The 20,520-nt window shown below is 59.8% G+C and carries 16 protein-coding genes and 4 pseudogenes; 15 read left to right on the plus strand and 5 right to left on the minus strand.

Annotation, left to right across the window (positions count from 1 at the left end):
- Positions 1-127 precede the first annotated feature (127 nt).
- The 3 genes from JCM12178_RS10470 to JCM12178_RS20930 all read left to right on the plus strand — a co-directional run bounded on the left by JCM12178_RS10470 (position 128) and on the right by JCM12178_RS20930 (position 1,883).
- A complete protein-coding gene (locus JCM12178_RS10470) occupies positions 128-721 on the plus strand; it encodes a histidine phosphatase family protein (protein ID WP_054651176.1) in 594 nt (197 codons plus the stop codon).
- Positions 722-1,312 carry a hypothetical protein gene (locus JCM12178_RS20925; RefSeq protein ID WP_369404501.1) on the plus strand — a complete coding sequence of 197 codons (591 nt, stop codon included), beginning with the start codon at positions 722-724 and terminating at the stop codon, positions 1,310-1,312.
- Positions 1,313-1,394: 82 nt separating this feature from the next.
- Positions 1,395-1,883 carry a glycosyltransferase gene (locus JCM12178_RS20930; RefSeq protein WP_369404502.1) on the plus strand — a complete coding sequence of 163 codons (489 nt, stop codon included), beginning with the start codon at positions 1,395-1,397 and terminating at the stop codon, positions 1,881-1,883.
- 16 nt (positions 1,884-1,899) lie between these two features.
- Here JCM12178_RS20930 and JCM12178_RS10480 read toward each other — a convergent pair whose 3' ends face one another.
- Together JCM12178_RS10480 and JCM12178_RS10485 are read right to left on the minus strand one after the other, a co-directional pair.
- A complete protein-coding gene (locus tag JCM12178_RS10480; RefSeq protein ID WP_054651178.1) occupies positions 1,900-2,760 on the minus strand; it encodes a GNAT family N-acetyltransferase in 861 nt (286 codons plus the stop codon).
- Positions 2,757-3,521: a polysaccharide deacetylase family protein gene (locus JCM12178_RS10485; RefSeq protein ID WP_054651180.1), complete on the minus strand. Its 765-nt coding sequence runs from the start codon at positions 3,519-3,521 to the stop codon at positions 2,757-2,759. The genes JCM12178_RS10480 and JCM12178_RS10485 overlap by 4 nt, the downstream gene beginning before the upstream one ends.
- 192 nt (positions 3,522-3,713) lie before the next feature.
- Here JCM12178_RS10485 and JCM12178_RS10490 point away from each other — a divergent pair, with 192 nt between their 5' ends.
- From JCM12178_RS10490 to JCM12178_RS10500, 3 genes and pseudogenes are all read left to right on the plus strand, one after another.
- Positions 3,714-4,916: a glycosyltransferase family protein gene (locus tag JCM12178_RS10490; protein WP_054651182.1), complete on the plus strand. Its 1,203-nt coding sequence runs from the start codon at positions 3,714-3,716 to the stop codon at positions 4,914-4,916.
- Positions 4,913-6,174 (plus strand): annotated as a pseudogene (locus tag JCM12178_RS10495) (glycosyltransferase family 4 protein). Before JCM12178_RS10490 ends, JCM12178_RS10495 begins: the two are co-directional and overlap by 4 nt.
- Positions 6,175-6,420: 246 nt before the next feature.
- Entirely contained in the window at positions 6,421-8,232 is a 1,812-nt protein-coding gene (locus JCM12178_RS10500) for a methyl-accepting chemotaxis protein (RefSeq protein ID WP_172677112.1), read from the plus strand.
- Positions 8,233-8,315: 83 nt separating this feature from the next.
- On the opposite strand, the gene JCM12178_RS10505 is transcribed toward JCM12178_RS10500, so the two are convergent.
- Positions 8,316-10,019, minus strand: a complete 1,704-nt coding sequence (locus tag JCM12178_RS10505; RefSeq protein ID WP_054651186.1) for a Na+/H+ antiporter NhaC family protein — start codon at positions 10,017-10,019, stop codon at positions 8,316-8,318.
- A 200-nt stretch (positions 10,020-10,219) separates the two neighbouring features.
- On the opposite strand from JCM12178_RS10505, the gene JCM12178_RS10510 reads away from it, so the two are divergent.
- On the plus strand, positions 10,220-10,789 hold the full coding sequence (locus tag JCM12178_RS10510) for a peptidylprolyl isomerase (protein ID WP_172677113.1): 570 nt from the start codon (positions 10,220-10,222) through the stop codon (positions 10,787-10,789).
- A gap of 131 nt (positions 10,790-10,920) precedes the next feature.
- Here the strand turns inward: JCM12178_RS10510 and JCM12178_RS10515 are convergent, their stop codons facing one another.
- Positions 10,921-11,397, minus strand: coding sequence for an ImmA/IrrE family metallo-endopeptidase (locus tag JCM12178_RS10515; protein WP_054651188.1), 477 nt, complete (start codon positions 11,395-11,397; stop codon positions 10,921-10,923).
- 77 nt (positions 11,398-11,474) lie between these two features.
- Here JCM12178_RS10515 and JCM12178_RS18330 point away from each other — a divergent pair, with 77 nt between their 5' ends.
- From JCM12178_RS18330 to JCM12178_RS21255, 3 genes and pseudogenes are all read left to right on the plus strand, one after another.
- A complete protein-coding gene (locus JCM12178_RS18330; RefSeq protein ID WP_157054870.1) occupies positions 11,475-11,918 on the plus strand; it encodes a hypothetical protein in 444 nt (147 codons plus the stop codon).
- Positions 11,919-12,126: 208 nt separating this feature from the next.
- Positions 12,127-12,261: pseudogene (locus JCM12178_RS21250) on the plus strand (putative phage abortive infection protein); the annotation flags it as partial.
- A 78-nt stretch (positions 12,262-12,339) separates the two neighbouring features.
- The gene (locus JCM12178_RS21255) at positions 12,340-12,552 is read left to right on the plus strand and encodes a hypothetical protein (RefSeq protein ID WP_245628720.1); all 213 of its coding nucleotides are present in this window, start codon (positions 12,340-12,342) and stop codon (positions 12,550-12,552) included.
- Between the two features lie 627 nt (positions 12,553-13,179).
- On the opposite strand, the gene JCM12178_RS10525 is transcribed toward JCM12178_RS21255, so the two are convergent.
- Positions 13,180-13,656, minus strand: a complete 477-nt coding sequence (locus JCM12178_RS10525) for a chemotaxis protein CheD (protein WP_054651192.1) — start codon at positions 13,654-13,656, stop codon at positions 13,180-13,182.
- A gap of 261 nt (positions 13,657-13,917) precedes the next feature.
- Between JCM12178_RS10525 and JCM12178_RS10530 the strand changes: the two genes are divergently transcribed.
- The 5 genes and pseudogenes from JCM12178_RS10530 (at position 13,918) to JCM12178_RS10550 (ending at position 20,362) form a co-directional block, all read left to right on the plus strand.
- Positions 13,918-14,640, plus strand: coding sequence for a metallophosphoesterase family protein (locus tag JCM12178_RS10530; protein WP_054651194.1), 723 nt, complete (start codon positions 13,918-13,920; stop codon positions 14,638-14,640).
- A 133-nt stretch (positions 14,641-14,773) separates the two neighbouring features.
- Positions 14,774-16,507 (plus strand): N-acetylmuramoyl-L-alanine amidase, encoded by a 1,734-nt coding sequence (locus JCM12178_RS10535; RefSeq protein WP_054651196.1) that lies wholly within the window; start codon positions 14,774-14,776, stop codon positions 16,505-16,507.
- Positions 16,508-16,741: 234 nt separating this feature from the next.
- Positions 16,742-17,675: pseudogene (locus JCM12178_RS10540) on the plus strand (aspartate carbamoyltransferase catalytic subunit).
- A gap of 10 nt (positions 17,676-17,685) precedes the next feature.
- Positions 17,686-18,971, plus strand: a pseudogene (locus tag JCM12178_RS10545) (dihydroorotase).
- 62 nt (positions 18,972-19,033) lie between these two features.
- Positions 19,034-20,362 carry an HD domain-containing protein gene (locus JCM12178_RS10550; RefSeq protein WP_054651198.1) on the plus strand — a complete coding sequence of 443 codons (1,329 nt, stop codon included), beginning with the start codon at positions 19,034-19,036 and terminating at the stop codon, positions 20,360-20,362.
- Positions 20,363-20,520 lie beyond the last annotated feature (158 nt).

Here is a 20,520-nt window from a genome sequence, read left to right on the forward strand (position 1 = left end):
CCCGGCTGGCCGGGGACGAGGGTTTACGGCGCGACATGGGCCGCCGGGCCGAGACACAGGTGCGCGAGCGGCACGATGCCCGCAACGCCTACCGCGAGGTGGAGCGGATTCTTCTGGAGCGCACGCCATGACCCGTTTTCTGCTTATGCGTCACGCCCGTACCGAATGGAATAGCGCCAAGCGGATTCAGGGCCATACCGATATTTCCCTTTCGGACGAGGGGCGCGACCAGTGTGCCGCGTGGCGAAAGACGCTTGACGCCCGGCAGATTGATCGCATCCTCACCAGTCCGCTCGGGCGGACCGTGGAAACCGCGCAACTGGTGGCAGGGCATCGGGGGGTGGAGCACGACACGGACCCGCGCCTTGCGGAGATGAACTGGGGCGACTGGACCGGCAGGGATAAGGCGGCCATGAAGGCCGACCGCGAGGCCGTCAGGCGTGAGCAGGAACGAGGGTTCGATTTCAGGCCGCCGGGCGGTGAATCCCGTCGAGAGCTTCTTGACAGAGTGCTCGTCGCGCTGGCCGACTCTGCCCGAAAGCATCCCGGATCCACTGTGCTGACCGTCACCCACAACGGCGTGTTGCAGGCCCTCTCCCGGCACATGGCCGGGCAGAAGTTTCTTCCCGGCGAGCCCGACCCGCTTCTGCCGTACCGCCTGCATCTGCTGGAGTGGGACGGGATCGCGTTACGTCCGCTGTGTATGAACATGGAGCTGTAGATGCGTCTGGCGTTTTACACCCAACACGTGCTCGGTATGGGCCACCTGTTCCGCAGTCTTGAAATCGTCAAGGCGCTGGCCGGACACGAGGTGGTCATGATTACCGGCGGTGCCGAGGCCGACCTGCCCCTGCCGCCGTACGCCAGCCGGTACCAGTTGCCCGGCCTGATGATGGACGCCGACTTCAAGTCCTTCATTCCAGTGGATTCATCCTTGAGCGTGGAGGAGACCTTTGCCCTGCGGGAAAAGCGGCTTATTGAATTTCTGCAAGGATTCCGGCCAGACGTGCTGCTGGTGGAGCTTTTCCCCTTTGGCCGCAAGAAGTTCGGCCGGGAGCTGATTCCAGCGCTGGAAGCGGCCCGCGTCGGAGCGTTTGGCCCCTGCAAGGCCGCGTGCAGCCTGCGCGACATTCTTGTGGAAAAGGACGATCAGGCCAAGTTCGAGAACCGGGTGCTCTCGGTGCTCAATCCGCTCTTCGACGCCCTGCTCGTGCACGCCGATCCCCAACTGGTGCGGCTGGAGGAGACCTTCTCCGCCGTGGACCGCATCGAACCGGCCATTCACCACACCGTACGTAACCCCGAAGCCTGATCCCCATGAAGGGCTTGCCCTGCGCCGGGAACTGGGGCTTTGCTGTACCCCGCTGGTCACGGTCAGCGCGGGCAGCGGCAGCGTGGGCGGCGAGCTGCTCCTTGCCTCGGCCCGAGCCTCGGAGCAACTTGCAGGGGCTGTCTCGCACCGGATGCAGGTCTTCACCGGGCCATACATGGACGCCGCCGTCCGTGCCGAGCTGGACGCCATGGCCGAACGGCTGCCGCATCTTCGCGTGGACACGTTTGCAAAGAACTTCACGGCGTGGCTGACCGCCTCTGACTGTTCGGTGAGCATGGCGGGCTACAACACCACCATGAACCTGCTTGCCTGCGGCCGCTACGGGCTGGTGCTGCCCTTTGACCAGAACCGGGAGCAGCGCATGCGCGCCGAGCGGCTGGAGCGCATGGACGCCCTCGGCCTGCTGAATCCCCAGGACCTTGAGCCGCAGGCTCTTGCGGAGCGCATCGAAAAGGCGCTTTCGCGCCCCCCACGACCCCACGGCATCGACCTCGACGGGGCAAGAAAAAGCGCGGCCGTTCTCGAGGAACTGTACCGCGCAAGTGCGTGACGGTCTTTCGGTTCGATCAGTCGAGCTTCATGTTCAAAAGCTGCAATTCGGAATAGAGCAGGTCCACGTTTTCCGGTGCCACCCGTTCGGAGCGGTAGAAGCGCGGGGAGGCGATGGCCTCGATGGTCGCGTCCAGCGGCGTGGGGCCGGGCAGGAAGCGCCTGTCCGCCGCGAGTACGTGCTTGCCGTCGGGCAGGATGGCGTTGGCGATGTCCTGCGCGTGGGCCGCGAAAAAGGTCGGGTTGGAGCGGTACAGCACGTCGTGGTAGGTCACGCCGTCGCCCTTGATCGCCTCGTTGATGATGAGCAGGCAGAGGTTGCAGTTGGTGGACACGAGATAGGGCTTGATGTTGTAGGGTTCGTTGTCCTGCAGGACCCGCGAGTGTTCGCATTCCACTTTCCAGCGGATGGATTCGGGGTCCGAGTCCACGCAGATGAGCTGGCGCGGTTCGCGTTTTGTCCAGATGAGGCGTTCGGTGTCCAGCGGTTTGAGGCCGAGGGTTTTGAACAGTTCGATGCGCTTGGGCGAGAGGGAGAACACCGTGTAGGTGGCGTCCGGGTTTTCAATGGCCTTTTTGACCATGCCGGTGCCGAGGCCCTGTCCGCGATACTCTTTCCTCAGATACCACGAGGTGAAGTTCACGAAACGCTCCCAGCGGTCGTTGATGCAGCGGCGGGAGCAGACGTGGCCGTGGAAGCCCACGATCTCGGGGCCGTCCTCCACCACGAGGCCGAGCTCCGGCTCGACGATGCACCAGTCGCGCACGAACAGGCGGGACCAGTGTTCCGGGGAAAAATCGGGGTTCATGTGGGTGTGGAGCAGTTCGCAGACCGGCTCCACGTCGGCCATTTCCATTGGCCGTATCGTAACGCTCATAGGGACTCCTGCCATATCTGCGCGGCGGTGACGGGGTGTGCCGCGGGGTGTCGTGCAAGCATATCGAGAAGCGCGTCCAGAAAGACCCAGGCCGCCTCGTCCATCTCCAGATGATGGGTCAGCATGCCGATGGGCCGGATGTGTCCGGACCGCTGTTGTGTTTCCAGTTCGCGGAGGATGGGGTCAACGACCTTGTGTTCCCCGGCGAATCGGGCCGCTCCTTTCTTCCAGCGCAGAAAGTCCGCGTGGGCGTGGGCGCAGAGGAGGGCGTCCGTTTCAGGCAGCGCGGGGCCTTCGGCGTCTGCCGAGAGGCCGATGAACCCGGACTGCGGCAGCATGGGCAGTAGCTCAAGGGCGATGCGGTTCCACGGCGGCACCATTACCGGCACGAACCGCTCTCCAAAAAGCGTTTTCAGCCGCTTGCGACCGAGCACCGCCTCGCCGAGGATGGTCCCTGTGGTGCGGTGGGTGCCCAGCTCCCACGCGCCGCTGCCTTTGGGGGCGTGGTTCTCGTGGGAGTAGCCGTGTTGAATTACGCTCAAGAGCGACCGGCCTTCCAGCCAGTTCGCAAGCGGCTCCCCGGTACGGGCAGGAATCACGGACAGGGCGCATGGAAAGCGGTGACGCTCGGCTGTTTCGGCCAGCCGGTCCAGCGCAGGCGAAGGCGCTGCCGCGTCGTCATCGCGCCACCAAAAAGGGACCGGCGTGTCAGTGAACCGGTCCAGCGTATTTTGCAAATCGGAAATAGGGGGAATGTCCATGCTGTTCCTCGCGAACGAGTGTTAGCAGAATCGCAGGGGAATTCAACATTTCTCGCAATGGCCATCGCAAATCACATGCTGGCGTTCACGAGTAAAATCAACTATGCAGGCAAGGGCTTTGTGTGGACACTATCACTCATAGGGAGTAGGGTGCCACTGTTTGCGGAAACGACAGTTTGATCAGGCGGCTTCATGGATTCGGGCACGTTCAACATCCTCATGTACTCTCACGACACCTATGGTCTCGGACACATCCGGCGGACCATGGCCATTGCCCGCCATCTGGTGAGCAAGAAAGTCAATATCCTGATCGTGACCGGCTCGCCCATCGTGGGCCGCTTCAGCTTTCCCGAGGGCGTGGACTTCGTGCGCGTTCCCGGCATGATCAAGAAGAGCAACACCGTCTACGTTCCGCACTCCATCAAGGTGGACCCCAAAAAGGCCATCAGCATCCGCAAGAAAATCATCACGGCCACGGCCAAGGCCTTCGACCCCGACCTCTTCGTGGTGGACAAGGTGCCCGTGGGCCTCAAGGGCGAGGTCCTGCCCATCCTGCGCTGGTTCCGCAAGTGCCGTCCGGACACCGAGATCGTCCTCGGCCTGCGCGACATCCTTGACGATCCGGAGAGCACCCGCGCCGAGTGGAAAAAGAAGAAATATTACGAAGTGCTCCGCGACCTCTACTCCGAGGTCTGGGTCTACGGCGAGCAGGGCATGTACGATCCCGTCACGGAATACGCCTTTCCCGAGGACGTGGCCGCAAAATGCCGTTTCACCGGATACATCCCCCGGCGCGTGCCGAAGATGCGCGCCCCGAGGCGCAAGGAAAAGCTGGTGGTCGTGACCATCGGCGGGGGCGGCGACGGGTATCCCGTGCTGGACAATTACATGCGAATGCTGGAGCAGAACGGCAGCATAGGGTTCCGCACCCTGATGATAACCGGCCCCTTCCTGCCCGCCGACAGGCTGGACGCGCTGGCCGACCGCGCCCGGCACCTGAACGTCCGCATTGTCCCCTTTGTCAAAAACATCGAAAAGAAAATGGCTTCCGCCGACCTCGTCATCGGCATGTGCGGGTACAACACCATGTGCGAAATTCTTTCGCTCAAAAAGCCCGCGCTGGTCATCCCCCGCGACACCCCGCGCAGGGAGCAGCTCATCCGCGCCGAAGTGTTCAAGAAACACGGACTCATCGATTTTCTCCAGTGGGACAAGGTCACGCCGGAGCTGATGCGCGAGAAGGTGGACGCCATGCTTGCCGACCCCGGGCCGTATATCGACGCCATGAAAGCCTTTGATATGACCGGACTCACCACCATGCGAGCCCGGCTGGAACAGTTCATGGAACGCCGCGACCTGCGCGAGGAAGGCTCCGCAGAGGACGAAAACGCATGAACGAGGATTCCCCAAAGGGCCGCACGGTCCTGGCCATGGTGCTCAAGGGCTACCCGAGAATTTCCGAAACTTTCATATCCAACGAAATCAGGCTGCTGGAAAAGATGGGATTCGACATCCACATCGTTTCCATGCGTCAGCCGCGCGAGAGTTTCTCGCACCGCTCCATCCGGGAGATCCGGGCGGGCGTCACCTATCTGCCCGAGTCCATGGTGAGCGGCCTGCCGAGCCTTCTCTGGCACACGCTGGCCTGCATGGTTGAGCGGCCCCGCCGGTTTTTCTCCGGCCTCAAGCTCATGGCCTCGCGCTTTGCCCTCGCCCCAAAAAACACACCTGGCTCAAGCACTGGATGCAGGCGTGTTTCATGGTCCGCAAGACCAAAAGCATGGGCCTTGCCCACGTGCACTGCCACTTTGCGCATACGCCCACCACGGTGGGCATGTACGCCGCGCACCTTGAGGGCGTTCCCTTCAGCTTCACCGCCCACGCCAAGGACATCTACACGCAGGACCCGCGCCGCATCGAGGACAAGATCGAGCGCGCCAAGTTCGTTGTCACCTGCACCAAATACAATGAAACGCATCTCTCCGGCATCGCGCCGGGCGGCAAGCCCATTCACTGCGTCTACCACGGCATCAACCTGAGCCTTTTCGACCCCAAGGGGCGCAGCACCAAGGCGAGGCCGCCCTACACCATCATGACCGTGGCCCGGTTCGTGCCCAAGAAAGGGCTGGATACCGTGCTCAAGGCCATACGCCTGCTCCGGGACCGTGGTCTGGACGTGCGCTACGTGCTGGCGGGCGACGGAGCGGACAAGGCCAGAGTCGAGGGCTGGATTCGCGAGTTCGGGCTTGAGGACGTCACCGAGATGACCGGCACCATCACCCACGATGACGTCATTGAGCACTATCGCAAGGCGCATCTCTTCGTGCTGGGTTGCCGTCTGGCCGAGGACGGGGACCGCGACGGGATTCCCAACGTGGTGGCCGAGAGCATGGCCATCGGCGTGCCCGTGGCGGCCACGGACGTCTCCGGCGTGCCCGAACTGGTGGAGCATGAAAAGACCGGCCTTCTTTGCGGCCCGGACGATCCCGAAGCACTGGCCGACAACATGCAGCGGCTGCTTGCGGACGACGAACTGCGTGCCCGCGTCATCCCTGCCGCGCGGGAAAAGGTGCTGGCAGTTTTCGATAATGAAAAACTCATCCACGACCTCGGGGAGATTTACATCTCCCACGATGTTCCTTGCCGCCGATAAGAACCCATTACGCGCTGAAAGCCTTTCCCGGTCGTCATCCTCGGATGTCGGCCGGTTTTCTTTTGCGCAAAGCGCAACCAATTTTGCTGCAGTGTGACAAACACGTGCCGTTGTGCCCCTTCGAGAAGTTTAAACAGGTGTTTCCGTATACATTTTTCTGCTCATAAGGCATTATTGGTTGCGAAAAGGAATGGATTGTGCGTACTGAGAAAGCGTGGCTGGCAACAACATCATCGGGAGATGAATGTGCTGAGACAATTCTCGATTGCCGGACGGCTGATGTCGCTCCTCGCCATTGTCGCGATCTTCGCCCTCGGCGTTGGAGGAGCGTATACCTACTACCTCAACAAAGTCGGCAGCGCATCGCTGGACGAAGCGGAAACCATCATGCAGCGCGGCTACGAGCGAACGCTCAAGTTTGCGGTGCAGAGCATGGCCACGGACCTCGGCGGCGTGGTCGAGCGGGCGCAGTCCGAAGGCCGCGACGAACTGACCGCCATCCGCGAGGCCATCAAGCCCGTACGCTTCGGCGAGAAGGGCTACTACTTCCTGTACGACACCTCCGGCACCAACGTGGCGCATCCGCTGCGGCCGGACTTCCACGGAAAGAACCGCATCGGCAACAAGGACAAGAAGGGGAACGCCTACATCAAGGCCCTTGTTGAAAAAGCCAAGGCTGGCGGCGGGTTTGTGACCTACTGGTTCAACAAGCCCGGGGAAGAGGAACCCAGCCCCAAGCTTGCCTACGCCCAGCTGGTTCCCGGAACCGACTACTGGGTGGCCACCGGCATCTACACCGATGACATCAAGGCCGAGCGCGCCCGCATCGAAGGGCGACTCACCGAAATCTCCGGAACCGCGCTGCGCAACGTGAGCATCGGCGGCGGCGTGGTGCTGGTGCTGATCGTGCTGCCGGTCTGTCTGCTTATTTCCAGAAGCATCATCACTCCGGTGCGGACTGTCACCGAAGAAGCGCGCAAGGTTGCAGCGGGCGATTTCTCCGTGCGCATCCAGAACGAGGGCCGGGACGAAATAACCCAGCTTGAAGAGGCGCTTGGCGTCATGCTCGACACCCTGCGCGGCAACATCGAAGAAATTGAAAAAGCCAGCCGCGAGGCTTCGGATCAGGCCGACGCCGCCAACGCCGCCCTCAAGGAAGCCGAAGAGGCCAAGCGTCAGGCCGAAAACGCCCGAAGAGAAGGCATGATGCAGGCTGCTGAGCGACTGGAAGGCACCGTGGAGCGCGTGCGCGAGACCTCAGGCCGCATCGCCGGGTACTCGCAGGAAATCAGAAACGGCAGCGAAACCCAGAGCGAGCGGGTTCATTCCACGGCCACGGCCATGGAAGAGATGAACGCCACAGTTTTGGAAGTCGCCCGCAACTCCAGCGAGGCCGCAGACGTGGGCCGCAACGCCAACGAACAGGCCGTGGAGGGCGCACGGATCGTGGAGCAGTCCATTGAGGCCATGCAGGCCACGCAGGGCAAGACCGAAGACCTCAAGCGCAACATGGACGTCCTCGGCCAGCGGGCAGAGGATATCGGCGCAATCATCAACGTCATTGAAGACATTGCCGACCAGACCAACCTGCTGGCCCTGAACGCGGCCATTGAAGCCGCCCGCGCAGGCGAGGCGGGCCGTGGGTTTGCCGTGGTCGCTGATGAAGTTCGCAAGCTTGCGGAGAAGACCATGCAGGCCACCCGCGAGGTCAGCGACTCCATCATGTCCATTCAGGACGTGGCCCGCACCAACGTGGCCAGCGTGGACGCCGCTGTGGCGGACCTCGGGCAGGCTGTCGGCTATACCGAGCAGTCCGGCGAAGTGCTCCGCGTCATCGTGAAGAGCGTGCAGACCTCGGCGGACCAGATATCGGGCATCGCCACGGCCGCAGAGCAGCAGTCGGCCACCTCGGAGGAAATCAATCAGGCGGTCGAGGAGATCAACGCCATCACCGGCCGGACCGCCGAAGACGTGCAGCGCACGGTGGAAGAACTCGGACAGCTCAACGAAGAGATCGAAAGCCTGAATCAACTGGTTCGTCAGCTCAAAAGCGGCTGATCAGCGAGCCAGAACAAGACGAAAAAAGGGGAGAGCCGATCGGCTCTCCCCTTTTTGTATACGTGCTTTTCCGTTGTTTCTGGTTACGCGTCGACCGGCTTGCCGACAAAGCGGACGCAGGCGGCAACGGCCACGAGGCCCAGCGGCAGCGTGAAGTAGAGCGGCATTCCGAGACCGGCCGGCAGGTAGCCGAACAGGATGGAGATGACCGCGACGCTGATGGCATAGAATATCTGCGTCTTCACGTGGTCGATATGGTCACACGCCGAACCCATGGAGGACAGGATGGTGGTGTCCGAGATGGGGGAGCAGTGGTCGCCGAAGATGGCCCCGGTGAGCACCGAGCCGACGTTCATGATCACGTAATCCGGCGAGGGGTTCAGGGCAAAGGCCAGGGGGATCGCCAGCGGCATCAGGATGCCCATGGTGCCGTAGGAGGTACCTGTGGCAAAGGAGATGATGGAGCCGAGGATGAAGATGATGCTCGGCAGCAGGAACGCTGGCAGCGCGTCGGAAAGGACGCTGACCAGATAGGCCGCGGTGCCCAGTTCCTTGATGACGCCGGAGAGCGACCACGCCAGCAGCAGGATCACGGCGGTGATGTTCATGGACTTCACGCCGGTGATCCATGTTTCGATGGCCACTTTCACAGGGAGAATGCGCTTGAACACGGCCATGCCCATGCCCACGATGCCCGCGATAAGCGCGGCCTGGAACAGGACCACGGAAGCGTCGGAAGCGCCGAAGCAGATGCGCATGGCAGTGAAGGACAGCGGCGATTCGTTGATCTGCCTGAGCAGTTCGGCGTCGTCGATGGCGTTGTAGCCGTTGAAGTAGAAGCCGAGGAACGCGGCCACGATCAGGGTGCCGATGGGAATGATGGCGTTCCAGACACTCAGGGCCACATTGGTATCGGGCTCGAGGGTGGTGGCTTCGTCGGAGATCATGGGCTTGGAGCCGTCTTCGATGACCTTGCCGGTGGTGCGGGCGCGTTTTTCAGCCTTCCACATGGGGCCGAACTCGCGCATGAACCAGATGGTGCAGATGATGAAGAACAGGATCAGGATGTTATAGAAGCGGTACGGGATCGTCTCAACGAACACGCCGTAGGCGTTGGCTTCCAGACCAATGGCCTGATAACCGTCACGGATCAGGCCCACCTCGTACGCAACCCATGTGGAAATCAGCGCGATGCCCGCAATGGGGGCGGCAGTGGCGTCGATGACAAAGGCCAGCTTTTCGCGGGAAACACGCAGGCGGTCAGTGACCGGACGCATGATCGGGCCGACGGTCAGGGAGTTGGCGTAGTCGTCGAAAAAGATGAACAGACCCATGAGCCACGTCACGAACTGGGAGCTGCGGGGGCTCTTGGCGCGCTTGGCCAGTGCGTCGGCAATGGCTTTTGCGCCGCCCATCTTGGAGACCAGCGCGATCAGGCCGCCGATTGCCAGACACTGGAGCACGATACCGGCGTTCCAACTGTCGGCCAGCGAGTAGAGAATCTCCATGGACAGGCGCAGGAAGCCGTCCACGAAGGCGGAGTAAATATCAAAGCCCTTGAGGTCCAGCATGAAACAGCCGGAGAAGACCCCGAGGAAGAGCGAAAGAACCACGTTCTTGGTGATAAAGGCCAGCACGATGGCCACCAGCGGCGGAATGAGTGTTAGCATTCCATAAAGTTCGGCGTTCTCCGGACCCTTGGAGGAATCCGCGGCCAGAGCCGGGAACGCCAGGGCGAGAACGGCTAGCGCCACAATCGTGACGAGCCAGTAATATCGGCGGAGCATGAATGACACCTCGCTAAAAAAAAGTTAAAAGATTTGCAGAAAAGCAGGATAGACCTACAGAAAAATGCGCACAATTGCAACAAACGTGTGTTTAAGGTCCTGATTTTCGTCATTTGTTCGTTTCATGCACCGCGCTTGCGCACAGAGTTCGATTGGATTAGAAATGGCCCCTTGAACAATCCATGAACGGAGGAATCCAAATGCGTTTTCTGGTCTCAATACTGTTCGCCGCTTTTCTGTTCGCCGCCGCTCCCGCGCAGGCAGCGCCCAACAAGGTCGTGGTCTTCGAAACCTCCATGGGCCCCATCATGATAATGATGGACCCCGACGTGGCACCCAAGACCGTGGCCAACTTTCTCGATTACGTGAACAGCGGATTCTATGACGGAACCATCATCCACCGCGTGGTCAACTCCGACCCCATGAAGATCGTGCAGGGTGGCGGGTTCGACGAGCGCATGAACCGCAAACCCGTGAAAGCGCCCATCGTCAACGAGGCGGGCTTTGCCCTCTCCAACGACCGCGGCACCATCGCCATGGCGCGCACCAACGATCCCAACTCGGCCACCAGCCAGTTTTTCTTCAACGTGCAGGATAACGACTTCCTCAACGCCGCGCCCGGCAACCCCGGCTACTGCGCCTTCGGCAAGGTCATCCGTGGCATGGAAGTGGTGGACAAGATGCTCGTGGTGCCCACCGGCCGCAACGGCATGTTCGCCGACGTACCCCTCAAGCCCATCGTCATCACCAAGGCGTACCTGCGAAAGTAGGACGTGCTTAGACGCGAATAAAGAAAGGCCGCACAATTGTACGGCCTTTCTTTTTTTCTTAAGTGTTTGTGTTCAGCCAAACAAAAAGCCCCTATCCTTTCGGACAGGGGCTATAGCTTTATTAGTTGCTTTTAATCTAAATCGAGAACTTCAAGCCTTACGCTAACTGCTGATCTAGACACTCCAAATTGATCGGCTAGTTCGTTCACATCGTTCCCACATTCTTCAGCTGCTTCAGTGAATTCATCCGTGGGCATCAGTAGTTCTGCGGCGAACCAGTTAGCTTGCCATTCAACGAGATTGCTTTCACCTCTGCAAAATGGTGTCTCTTCTCCATCGTCTTCCCAATGAAGAAAGTAGTGACCAAGTTCATGGGCGATGGTGAAATAGTCTCTTCGATCCGAAGTGTGGTGGGGGAGGTATATGGTGAAAGAACCATCTCCATGGATTAGCAACGACTCTTCAAGATCGTCACTATCCACATAGACCAACTCTCCGCCAAGATCATTCAACAGATTCTGGAGACCATCCCAAGAGTAATCGCTGTGAAAATAGTTATCGCGTACACCTTGTGCGACTTCGATAACCTCTTGTTTTGAATAATCCATTTGGCACCCCCACTTTTTTTATATACATTCTTATGACAATAGTTGCAAGAGCGAGATCAAACCACTAGGTCACAATCATGCGTCAAGCTTGGCAAATCATTAAAATCGTATTTATATCGGCTGTTTGCTTCTTGTTCTGGGTTGCATTTGGGCCTTTTCTACAAGAGCTAGGATGGCTAACCCCTTATGTTCCAGAGCAGGGCAATCTTGAATCGCTATTTGCTCCTGCTGCTGCGCTATTCTCGGGGCTGGCGGCAGGGTTTACTGTTTATGCGATCATTAAGCAAGGCAATCAGTTCCACCGTCAGCAATTTGAAAACAATTTTTTCTCCCTTCTTTCAATACATCGCGACAATCGGAAATCTTTATCCTTCCCATGGCTCAGAAAAGTTTCGGACACAGCTTCCACTACACAAGGGCCTTCTGAGTTTTATCTAAGCACAAAGGGAAGCCAAGCAAGATCATCAAAGAAAAAAAACTTGTGCGGAAAAGGCTCCTCTCAAAACAGGCGAAGGCTCTGACGCATTCCATGCATTGTATATATTGCTAAAAACTATATGGGAGAGAGCTCGGGACGGAAAACGCTCGGAGTATAGACTAGATCAGATTTCATTAGACATTCTGGAGGAACAGATTAGCCAGTATAGAGATGGAACGGGAGCGGTTTCTTTAAGCAAGCACAGGTTGTTTGTTCGCTGTTATGATGTCTTTCGAGAAAGCACCAATTATTTGCTCTATGACTATTTCAGGCATTTGTACCATCTGATCAAATACACTCATAATAATGCACCCGCGGGGAAGTGTTCGGACTACATGGGGATCATTCGTGCACAGTTTGCACCGTATGAGTACCTGATACTATACTATCATGTGCTTCTCTTTCTGTATATAGAGAAGGACCACAACTCTTCACCTTTTCAGGGTTTTATCGAGGACAATTGCTTGCTTCATAACATACAAAAAGATTTGCGGTTTGATGACGGTGCAGCCGGAGAGTATAAGTCTTCAGCGTTTGTGCATGAAAAGTGGGAGGACATGACCCTCAAAGAAAAGTGGCAACTCTTTAAGGGTTGGTTCTCAAAAAAACGTGAAGCGTGGAAACAAAGATCGCCAGATCGAATCGGAGCCGCATATCGCGATCAGTATGGATTATAGGGTTACGCAATGGGTCAAGTCGCCTCACATCTAAGCTTCTCCCCGTTTCTTATGCAAGATAAGCGTGTTAGAGGTCTGCCATAAGAGAACTCTGGGATGGCTTCTAAAGAAATCACTCCAATGTCTTGAAATCTAGAAAATAATTTTTGATCAGGTTTTGTGTCAGATATATAAAAGTCTTACGATTTCTTATAACCCCAATAATCTCTAAGCACCCCAAGGGGGTGACCCCTGTTGTCGACGTGATAGGGCGGTTATTATTTGGAAAACCATGGTTCATGTGGGAAAACATGTGTGAATTCTGTTCAAACTGATTAAAGATGCCGTTTTGGCTCTAGAGTCAAAAAGAAGTCCCCGCCGTCATTATAAATGCTGGCAGGAACTGGTGTTCAAGAAATCCGGCGGACTTTACTGGCAAAAGGTTCTGCTCTGCTGTCCTCATTCGTAAGGGTCAATAACACGCCAACGACTGAGGCTAAGACTCTCCAAAATAGACTGGCGTGTCTTCGGCGGAATTGTCCGGCTTTGCCCGGTTTTCGCTTGCGTCAAACGCCTTCAAGTCAGGGAGTGCAGAGGGGATTATCCCCTTTGCCGAATGCAGGGCAGCGCCCTGCCCGCCGGAGGCTTCTAGAGTTCGCGTTCGTTGCCCAGTGAGCGCAGCACCACCTTGCCTGTATCGAGGTGCAGGAACATGGTGCGAGGGATATTGCTGCCCACTTCCGACGCGGCCAGCTTGATGTCGTTTCGCTCAAGCAGTCGCTGCAGGGCTTCGAAGTTGCGTTGTCCGGTCATGAACATGTCGTCGCGGCGCATGTTGGCGCCACCTGCGGCCTTGAATACCAGCCGTTTCGTGTCTGCGCCTTTGAGGGCCAGCTTGCGCACCATCATGGCCACGCCTGAGGTCACGAACATGTATGGGTTCTGCTGCGCCTTTGCCGGGGAGGCCGAGGCGCGCGGCAGCAGGCAGTGGATGAGTCCGCCGATGCGCTTTTTCGGGTCGTACGCCGTCACGCCGAGGCACGACCCCAGCGAGTAGGTTACAAGCACGTCCTCCGGGTTGGTGGAGAGCTTCATATCAGAGATGTTGACGACGAGTAGGCTCATGAACCGGGTCCTGTGATTATTCCGATTCCTTTACCCATTATACGCTTTTGCTCCGGTCATCCATTATTTAGGGGATGGAAGGGTTCGTGACGGCTTTTTCAGGTTGTCGGCGCACCATGTTTTCCACCGGTATCACGGACGAAGGGGGCGGGGCCAGTGCGTTTCTGAATCCGCGGTTGCCTGCCGTGGCGGTTTGTGCTTTTCTGGCAAACCGTATGCAAACCATAAACCCCCACCCGCCGGGGTGCAATTGGATAATCAATGTTCAAGACAGCCGTACTTTCAGACATACACGGAAACACTTTTGCGCTGCGCGCCGTCCTCGCCGACGCGGCGAATCGCGGGGTGACGCTCTTCGCCAACCTTGGTGACGTCTTCCATGGGCCGCTTGACCCGGCCGGGACATGGGCCATCCTGTCGACCATGGACATACCTACCGTGCGGGGCAATCAGGACCGGATGCTGCTTGAAGAGGGGGGTGAGGATGAGACGCTCGCCTTCGTGAAGCGAGCACTGCCGCAAAAGGCTCATGACTGGGTGTATTTCCTGCCCTCGGTGCTTCAGGTGCGGGGCATGTGCATGCTGCACGGCGGACCGGGCGATGATACCGCGTACCTGACCGAGGAGATCGTGGACGGCCAACCCCGCCTGAAGGAGTGCGCCGACATCCTGCGCGGCATGCCCATTCCGGCCCCGCCGCTGGTGCTGTGCGGTCATTCGCATATTCCCCGCGTCGTGCGTTGCGAGAACTCGCTGGTGGTCAACCCCGGCAGTGTGGGCCTTCCTGCCTACCGCGACGACGAACCGCCCCACGCCATGCAGGCCGGAGACCCGAGGGCGCGTTACGCCATTGTGGAGGAAACCGCAGACGGCTGGGAGGCGGAGTTGGTGGCCGTGGACTACGATTTTGCGTCCGCAGCGGCACTTGCGCGCAAAAACGGCCGTGAAGACTGGGCGTTATGGCTGGAGACGGGAAAAGCATAAACTTCTCAACAGGGGCGGCATCGCCTCTGGACTTTTTTTAGATAATCCTTAAATATAGGGCGAACCCGACGGATGCCGGAAGGTTTTCACCTGCCCGGGGCTGTGAATTCCACCGCAAACCGCAGGATATGCGATGCCACTCAAAAGACCGCTCGTCGCCGCGATTGTCGTCGCCATGCTCACCGTCTGCCTGTCGGGCGCGGCATTTGGCGCTTCTGCCACGGCCACGTTCAATTCCACATACAAGAAGTTTCACGACCTCAAGAAAAACTCCCGGCGCGCCAAGTATCGTTCCAACTGGCGCAAGGTGGAGCGGGGCTTCAAGCAGGCCTATCAGGCGGACACCGACGGGCCGTTCGCTCCCAAGTCGCTCTACTATCTCGGCAGAACCAACGAGGAGCTGGGACGCTGGAGCGGGCTCAAGAGCGACTACCGCACGGCCGTCGAGTATTTCAGTCAGGCGGTGCGCGAGTTTCCGCATCATTCATGGATAGACGACTGCCTCTACCGCCGGGCCGTGATCCGGTACACCAAGCTCAACGAGCGCACCAACGCGCGCCGTGACCTTGCCTATCTGCTCGACACGTACCCCAAGGGCGACATGGCCTCCCGGGCCAAACGCCAGCTCAGCAAATGGGGTGGCCGCGTCAAGGAGAAGAGCAAGCCGAAGCCCAAAGCGGCTGCCGCGGTTGCCAAACCGAACCCGCAGCGCAGCGGCGCGGTGCATGCCACGGCCACCAAAGGTGCTTACCTGAACATGGTGCGCTACAAGAGCAGCGACGACTACACCCGCGTGGTGCTCGAAATGCAGGGCAAGGTGCCCTTCCGTTACAAGCTGCTCGATCCCGCGCCCGAGCACGGCCGCCCGCATCGTCTCTATCTCGACCTCATGGGTGCCACTCTCGGCCCGGACGTTGACCGCAAGACCTCCGTGGCCGACGGTATCCTCAAGCAGATTCGCGCCGGGCAGAACACCAAGAACACCGCCCGCGTGGTCCTCGATTTTCTTTCGCTTCAGGACTACAAAGTCTTTCCGCTGGACAACCCGTTCCGCATCGTCGTCGATGTCTACTCTCCACAGGGCGGCAAGGCCGAGCCGGGCACGAAGCAGACCGTCGAGAACAGCCAGTACCGGCCGCCCAAGGAAAGCAAAGAGATGGCCGGGGATCTGCTGGAGCAACTCGGCCTGACCGTGAACACCATCATGCTTGACGCCGGACACGGCGGAAAGGACCCGGGTGCGGTGGCCAACGGTATGCGGGAGAAGGACATCAACCTGCGCTTCGTCAAGATTCTCGGCAAGGAGCTGACGAAGAACGGTTTCAATGTCATTTATACCCGCACTAAGGACGTCTTCATCCCGCTGGAACAGCGTACCGCGCTGGCCAACGTCAAGAAGGCGGACCTCTTCCTTTCCGTTCACTGCAACGCCCACCGCAACCGGCGCATCAGCGGGCTTGAGACATACAGCCTCAACCTTGCCAAGACGCAGGACGCGGTGCGCGTGGCCGCGCGGGAAAACGCCGTGGACCCGCGCAGCATCAGCGACCTGCAGTTCATCCTCACCGACCTGATGATCAACTCCAAGATGAAGGAGAGCAAGGATCTGGCGGGCGACGTGCAGCGGCAGACGCTCAAGAGCGTTCGCCGCACGTGGCGGGTGAGCGACAAGGGCGTTCGCGAGGCGCCGTTCTACGTGCTGATGGGCGCGAAGATGCCCTCGGTGCTGGTCGAACTCGGCTATCTCACCAACGCCTCCGAGGCCAAGCGGCTGAAGTCCGACGCCTACCTCAAGCGGCTGGCAGAGGGCATCGTCACCGGCATCGTGGCCTACAAGGAAAAGATCGAGCGGTTCGCGCTCAAATAGCCGTGGTTGCTGGCCGGAACCCTCCGGCCCGCTTTCGCGGTTCGCAGAAAAGTGCCTGCGGACCGTTCGTTGCGCTTGATTATCTGCGCCTGCGCGGGTACACGGCTTGTGCACGACAAAAACAACGCGCAGCATGGTGGCGTATGAAAAGGGGAGCGTCACGAAGCGGTGACGCTTTTTTTGCGCGGACGGCCCGGCCGTTCCCATCGCCCCAAGCCGCCCGGAGGCACACGCATGCAGTGGTTGCACAAGGACCTGTTGGACGTATCCCAGCTGTCGAAATCCGAAGTCATGTCACTCTTCGAGACGGCGCAGCATTTTCAGGAAATCAATGAGCGGCCGGTGAAGAAAGTACCGACACTCCGGGGACGGAGCGTGGTACTTTTTTTTTGCCGAACCGAGCACCCGCACCAAGACCAGCTTTGACGTGGCCGGGAAGCGGCTCTCGGCCGACACCTTCTCGCTGGCCAAGAGCTCGTCCAGCCTGACCAAGGGCGAGACGCTCAAGGATACCGCGCTCACGCTGCAGGCCATGGCTCCGGACGCCATCGTCATCCGGCACTGGTGCTCGGGCGCGGCGCGCTTCATGGCCGACCGGCTCGACTGCAGCATCATCAACGCGGGCGACGGCCGCCACGCCCACCCCACGCAGGCCCTGCTGGACGGCTTCACTCTGCATCAGGAGTGGGGCGAGCTGGCGGGCAAGACCGTGCTCATCCTCGGCGACATCACCCACTCCCGCGTGGCCCGCTCCAACGTCATCCTGCTCAACAAGCTGGGTGCCAAGGTGCGGCTCTGCGCTCCGAGAACCCTGCTGCCCCGCACGGCCGCCAAGTGGTCCGCCAAGGTCTACCACGACCTCGACGAAGCCGTGAAAGGCGTGGACGCGATCATGTGCCTGCGGCTTCAGCTTGAGCGTCAGAAGCAGGGGCTGCTGCCGGATCTGCGCGAATATGCGTCCACCTACGGCCTGTCCGCCCGGCATCTGGAAAAAGCGGGCAAGGACGTCAAGGTCATGCACCCCGGCCCCATGAACCGCGGCGTGGAAATCGCCTCGGACCTCGCGGACGCAGACTGTTCGCTGGTGCTCGATCAGGTGGCCAACGGCGTATCCATGCGCATGGCCCTGCTTTTCCAGTACATGACCCGCAAGGGCGGCGAACAATAGGAGGCTGATCATGGCGAAAACGAATCTCATCGTACGACGGGCCATGCTGGACGGCCGCGAGGTGGACGTTCTGGTCCATCGCGGAAAGATCGTCGAAGTGCGCGACTGCGCCCCGGAAATCGATCCCGAAGAGTTCGGGCAGGTGGAGGACGCCTACGGTCTGAGCCTCATGCCCAGCATGACGGACGTGCACGTGCACCTTCGCGAGCCCGGCTTTGAATACAAGGAAGACATCGCCTCCGGCCTCGGCGCGGCCGCATGGGGCGGCTTCGGCAATATTCTGTGCATGGCCAACACCAGCCCGGTGAACGACACCGCCTCGGTGACCGAAACCATGCTCGAAAAGGCCGGGCAGCACTGGCCGAACGGCCCCCGCCTGTTCCCCATCGGCGCGCTCACCAAGGGCCTCAAGGGCGAAGAGCTCTCCCCCATGGCCGAGCTGAAGGACGCGGGCTGCGTGGCGGTTTCCAACGACGGCGTGCCCGTGAAGAACACCGACCTGTTTCGCAAGGCCATGGACTACGCCGCCAACTTCGGCCTGACCGTCATCGACCACTGCGAGGACCCCTACATGGCCGTAGGCGTGGGCGTGAACGACGGCGAGATTTCCGACACCCTCGGCCTGCCCGGACAGCCCGACGTGGCCGAGGCCCTGCAGGTTGCGCGCGACGTGCTGCTGGCCGAATTCCTCGACGTGCCCGTTCATCTGGCGCACGTCTCCTGCGAAAAGTCAGTGGACATCATCCGCCGCGCCAAGCGCGCGGAGTCCGCGTCACGGCCGAGACCTGCCCGCACTATCTCGTGCTCACCGAGGACTGGCTTGCCGCGCCCGAGACCGAATACAGCGCCATGGGCAAAGTCAATCCGCCGCTTCGCACCGAGGCGGACCGCAAGGTCATGCTGGACGCCCTCAACGACGGCACCATCGACTTCCTCGCCACCGACCATGCACCCCACGGCATGCACGAGAAGGAAGTGGAGATGGACGTGGCCCCCTGCGGCATCTCCGGGCTGGATACAGCCTTTGCCGTGACCTGGGGCCTTGTACGCGACGGCCACCTCAAGCGCGAAGCCTTTGATCGCGCATGGATAACCGGCCCGGCGCAGACCTTCGGCCTGCCCTTCAACACCTTCCAGCCGGGCGATCCGGCAGACTTCTTCCTCTTCGACCCGGAAGAGGAGTGGACCGTCGGACCCAAGACCATGCACTCCAAGGGAAAGAACACCCCGCTGACCGGGACCGTGCTCAAAGGCCGGGTGAAAACCCATTTTCTTGCAGGGAAAAAAATAGTATAAGTGGGCTTCACGGGCATGAGCCCGCTCAAGCAATACAACAAGACCCCAAAGGAAGGAGATATATGAGCCAGCCCTTTAAGGACGCTGTCGGTTTCTGCAAAACCATCATGCGCAACGGCTTTGACGCCTACGTCATCAACGCCCGGCTTCAGGAGCTGACTCTGGCCGAGTCCGGGGCCGAACAGGAACTCGACATCTGCACAGAGGCGTCCCTGCCCGAAATGCAGCGGCTTTTCCCCAACATTCAGGGCTCCGACGACAAAGGCATCATCGGGACCCTCAAGGAAGGCGGCGTCACCTACTATTTCTACCCCGCAGACGTGGAGCTGAGCTCCTACACCGAAGAGTCGGTCTCCAAGATGACCCCCCGGCTCATGAAACGTCTGGAAGCGCGCGGCGACATCCCCCTGTCCTCGGTCTGCCCCTACATCCCCAAGGCCAAGGACATGTACGCGGACTTCGCCGACCTGACCGAAGGCACGGTCCGCTTCAAAGGCATCGCCGACGAAGCCCTCAAGAAAGACTACGCGCTGGCCTTCCGCGCCCTGCGCTTTGCCGCCAACTACAATCTCGACATCGAACGCAACACGTGGGTGGCCATCGTGCGCAACGCCCGCCGCGTGCTCGACTACGTGCCCACCCGCGACTTCATCGACGAATGGCGCAAGGTCGAGGCCGAAAGCATGTACAAGTTCGTGGAGCTGCTCTTCGAGTCCATGCTCCTGCACGGCCTCATCCCCGAGCTGGCCGCCCTGTCCCGCGTGAAGCAGATCAAGAACCCGGAAGAGGGCGAGGAAACCGTGCTGAAGCACACCATCGACGTGATGCGCAGCTACCCCGAAGTGCTGCCCTACGACTGGTACGGCACCGTGGCCTGCATGTTCCACGACGTGGGCAAGCTCTACACCGCCGACTACTACGACGAAGAATGGCACTTCCTGCAGCACCACCGCGTGGGCGCCAAAGTCACCCGCAAGATTCTCAAGCGCCTCAGCTTCATGCCCGAAGATATCGACCTGATCTGCGAACTGGTGCAGAACCACATGCGCCCGCACTTCATGCTCACCGATCGCGGCATCCGTCGCCTCAAGGCCCACGACGAATACCCGCGCATCATGGAAATGGTCCGCGCCGACATCAAGGCCCGTGGCGGCTCCTGGCGCGAATTCAACCACAATATCAAGATGGCCGAACGCGCCGAGATCCCGGAAGACGAGATCGAACCGCTGCTCAACGGCAACCAGATCATGCAGGCCACCGGCCTCAAACCCGGACCGCAGGTGGGCGCCATCCGCGAAGCACTGCTCAAGGCGCAGATCGCCGACGACGTGCACACCGAAGAACAGGCCATCGCCTTTGCCAAAGCCTACAAAGTTCGGCACGGCATGTAGCGCGTCCCTGTAACTGAATGAAAAAACCCCTGCGGACCAGTCCGCAGGGGTTTTTTCATTCATGAGAGCCTCCGGCGGGCAGGGCGCTGCCCTGCACCCGGCAAAGGGGATAATCCCCTTTGCAATCCCTGACTTGAAGGCGTTTGAAGCAGACGCAA

Source organism: Salidesulfovibrio brasiliensis JCM 12178 (assembly GCF_001311825.1).
Taxonomy (GTDB): domain Bacteria; phylum Desulfobacterota; class Desulfovibrionia; order Desulfovibrionales; family Desulfovibrionaceae; genus Pseudodesulfovibrio; species Pseudodesulfovibrio brasiliensis.

Excerpts from the sequence above, each read along its gene's own strand:
- JCM12178_RS10470 (WP_054651176.1), top strand. The coding sequence starts at position 128 with ATGACCCGTTTTCTGCTTATGCGTCACGCCCGTACCGAATGGAATAGC.
- JCM12178_RS20925 (WP_369404501.1), top strand. The coding sequence starts at position 722 with ATGCGTCTGGCGTTTTACACCCAACACGTGCTCGGTATGGGCCACCTG.
- JCM12178_RS10480 (WP_054651178.1), bottom strand. The coding sequence starts at position 2,760 with ATGAGCGTTACGATACGGCCAATGGAAATGGCCGACGTGGAGCCGGTC.
- JCM12178_RS10485 (WP_054651180.1), bottom strand. The coding sequence starts at position 3,521 with ATGGACATTCCCCCTATTTCCGATTTGCAAAATACGCTGGACCGGTTC.
- JCM12178_RS10490 (WP_054651182.1), top strand. The coding sequence starts at position 3,714 with ATGGATTCGGGCACGTTCAACATCCTCATGTACTCTCACGACACCTAT.
- JCM12178_RS10505 (WP_054651186.1), bottom strand. The coding sequence starts at position 10,019 with ATGCTCCGCCGATATTACTGGCTCGTCACGATTGTGGCGCTAGCCGTT.
- JCM12178_RS10510 (WP_172677113.1), top strand. The coding sequence starts at position 10,220 with ATGCGTTTTCTGGTCTCAATACTGTTCGCCGCTTTTCTGTTCGCCGCC.
- JCM12178_RS10515 (WP_054651188.1), bottom strand. The coding sequence starts at position 11,397 with ATGGATTATTCAAAACAAGAGGTTATCGAAGTCGCACAAGGTGTACGC.
- JCM12178_RS18330 (WP_157054870.1), top strand. The coding sequence starts at position 11,475 with ATGCGTCAAGCTTGGCAAATCATTAAAATCGTATTTATATCGGCTGTT.
- JCM12178_RS10525 (WP_054651192.1), bottom strand. The coding sequence starts at position 13,656 with ATGAGCCTACTCGTCGTCAACATCTCTGATATGAAGCTCTCCACCAAC.
- JCM12178_RS10530 (WP_054651194.1), top strand. The coding sequence starts at position 13,918 with ATGTTCAAGACAGCCGTACTTTCAGACATACACGGAAACACTTTTGCG.
- JCM12178_RS10535 (WP_054651196.1), top strand. The coding sequence starts at position 14,774 with ATGCCACTCAAAAGACCGCTCGTCGCCGCGATTGTCGTCGCCATGCTC.
- JCM12178_RS10550 (WP_054651198.1), top strand. The coding sequence starts at position 19,034 with ATGAGCCAGCCCTTTAAGGACGCTGTCGGTTTCTGCAAAACCATCATG.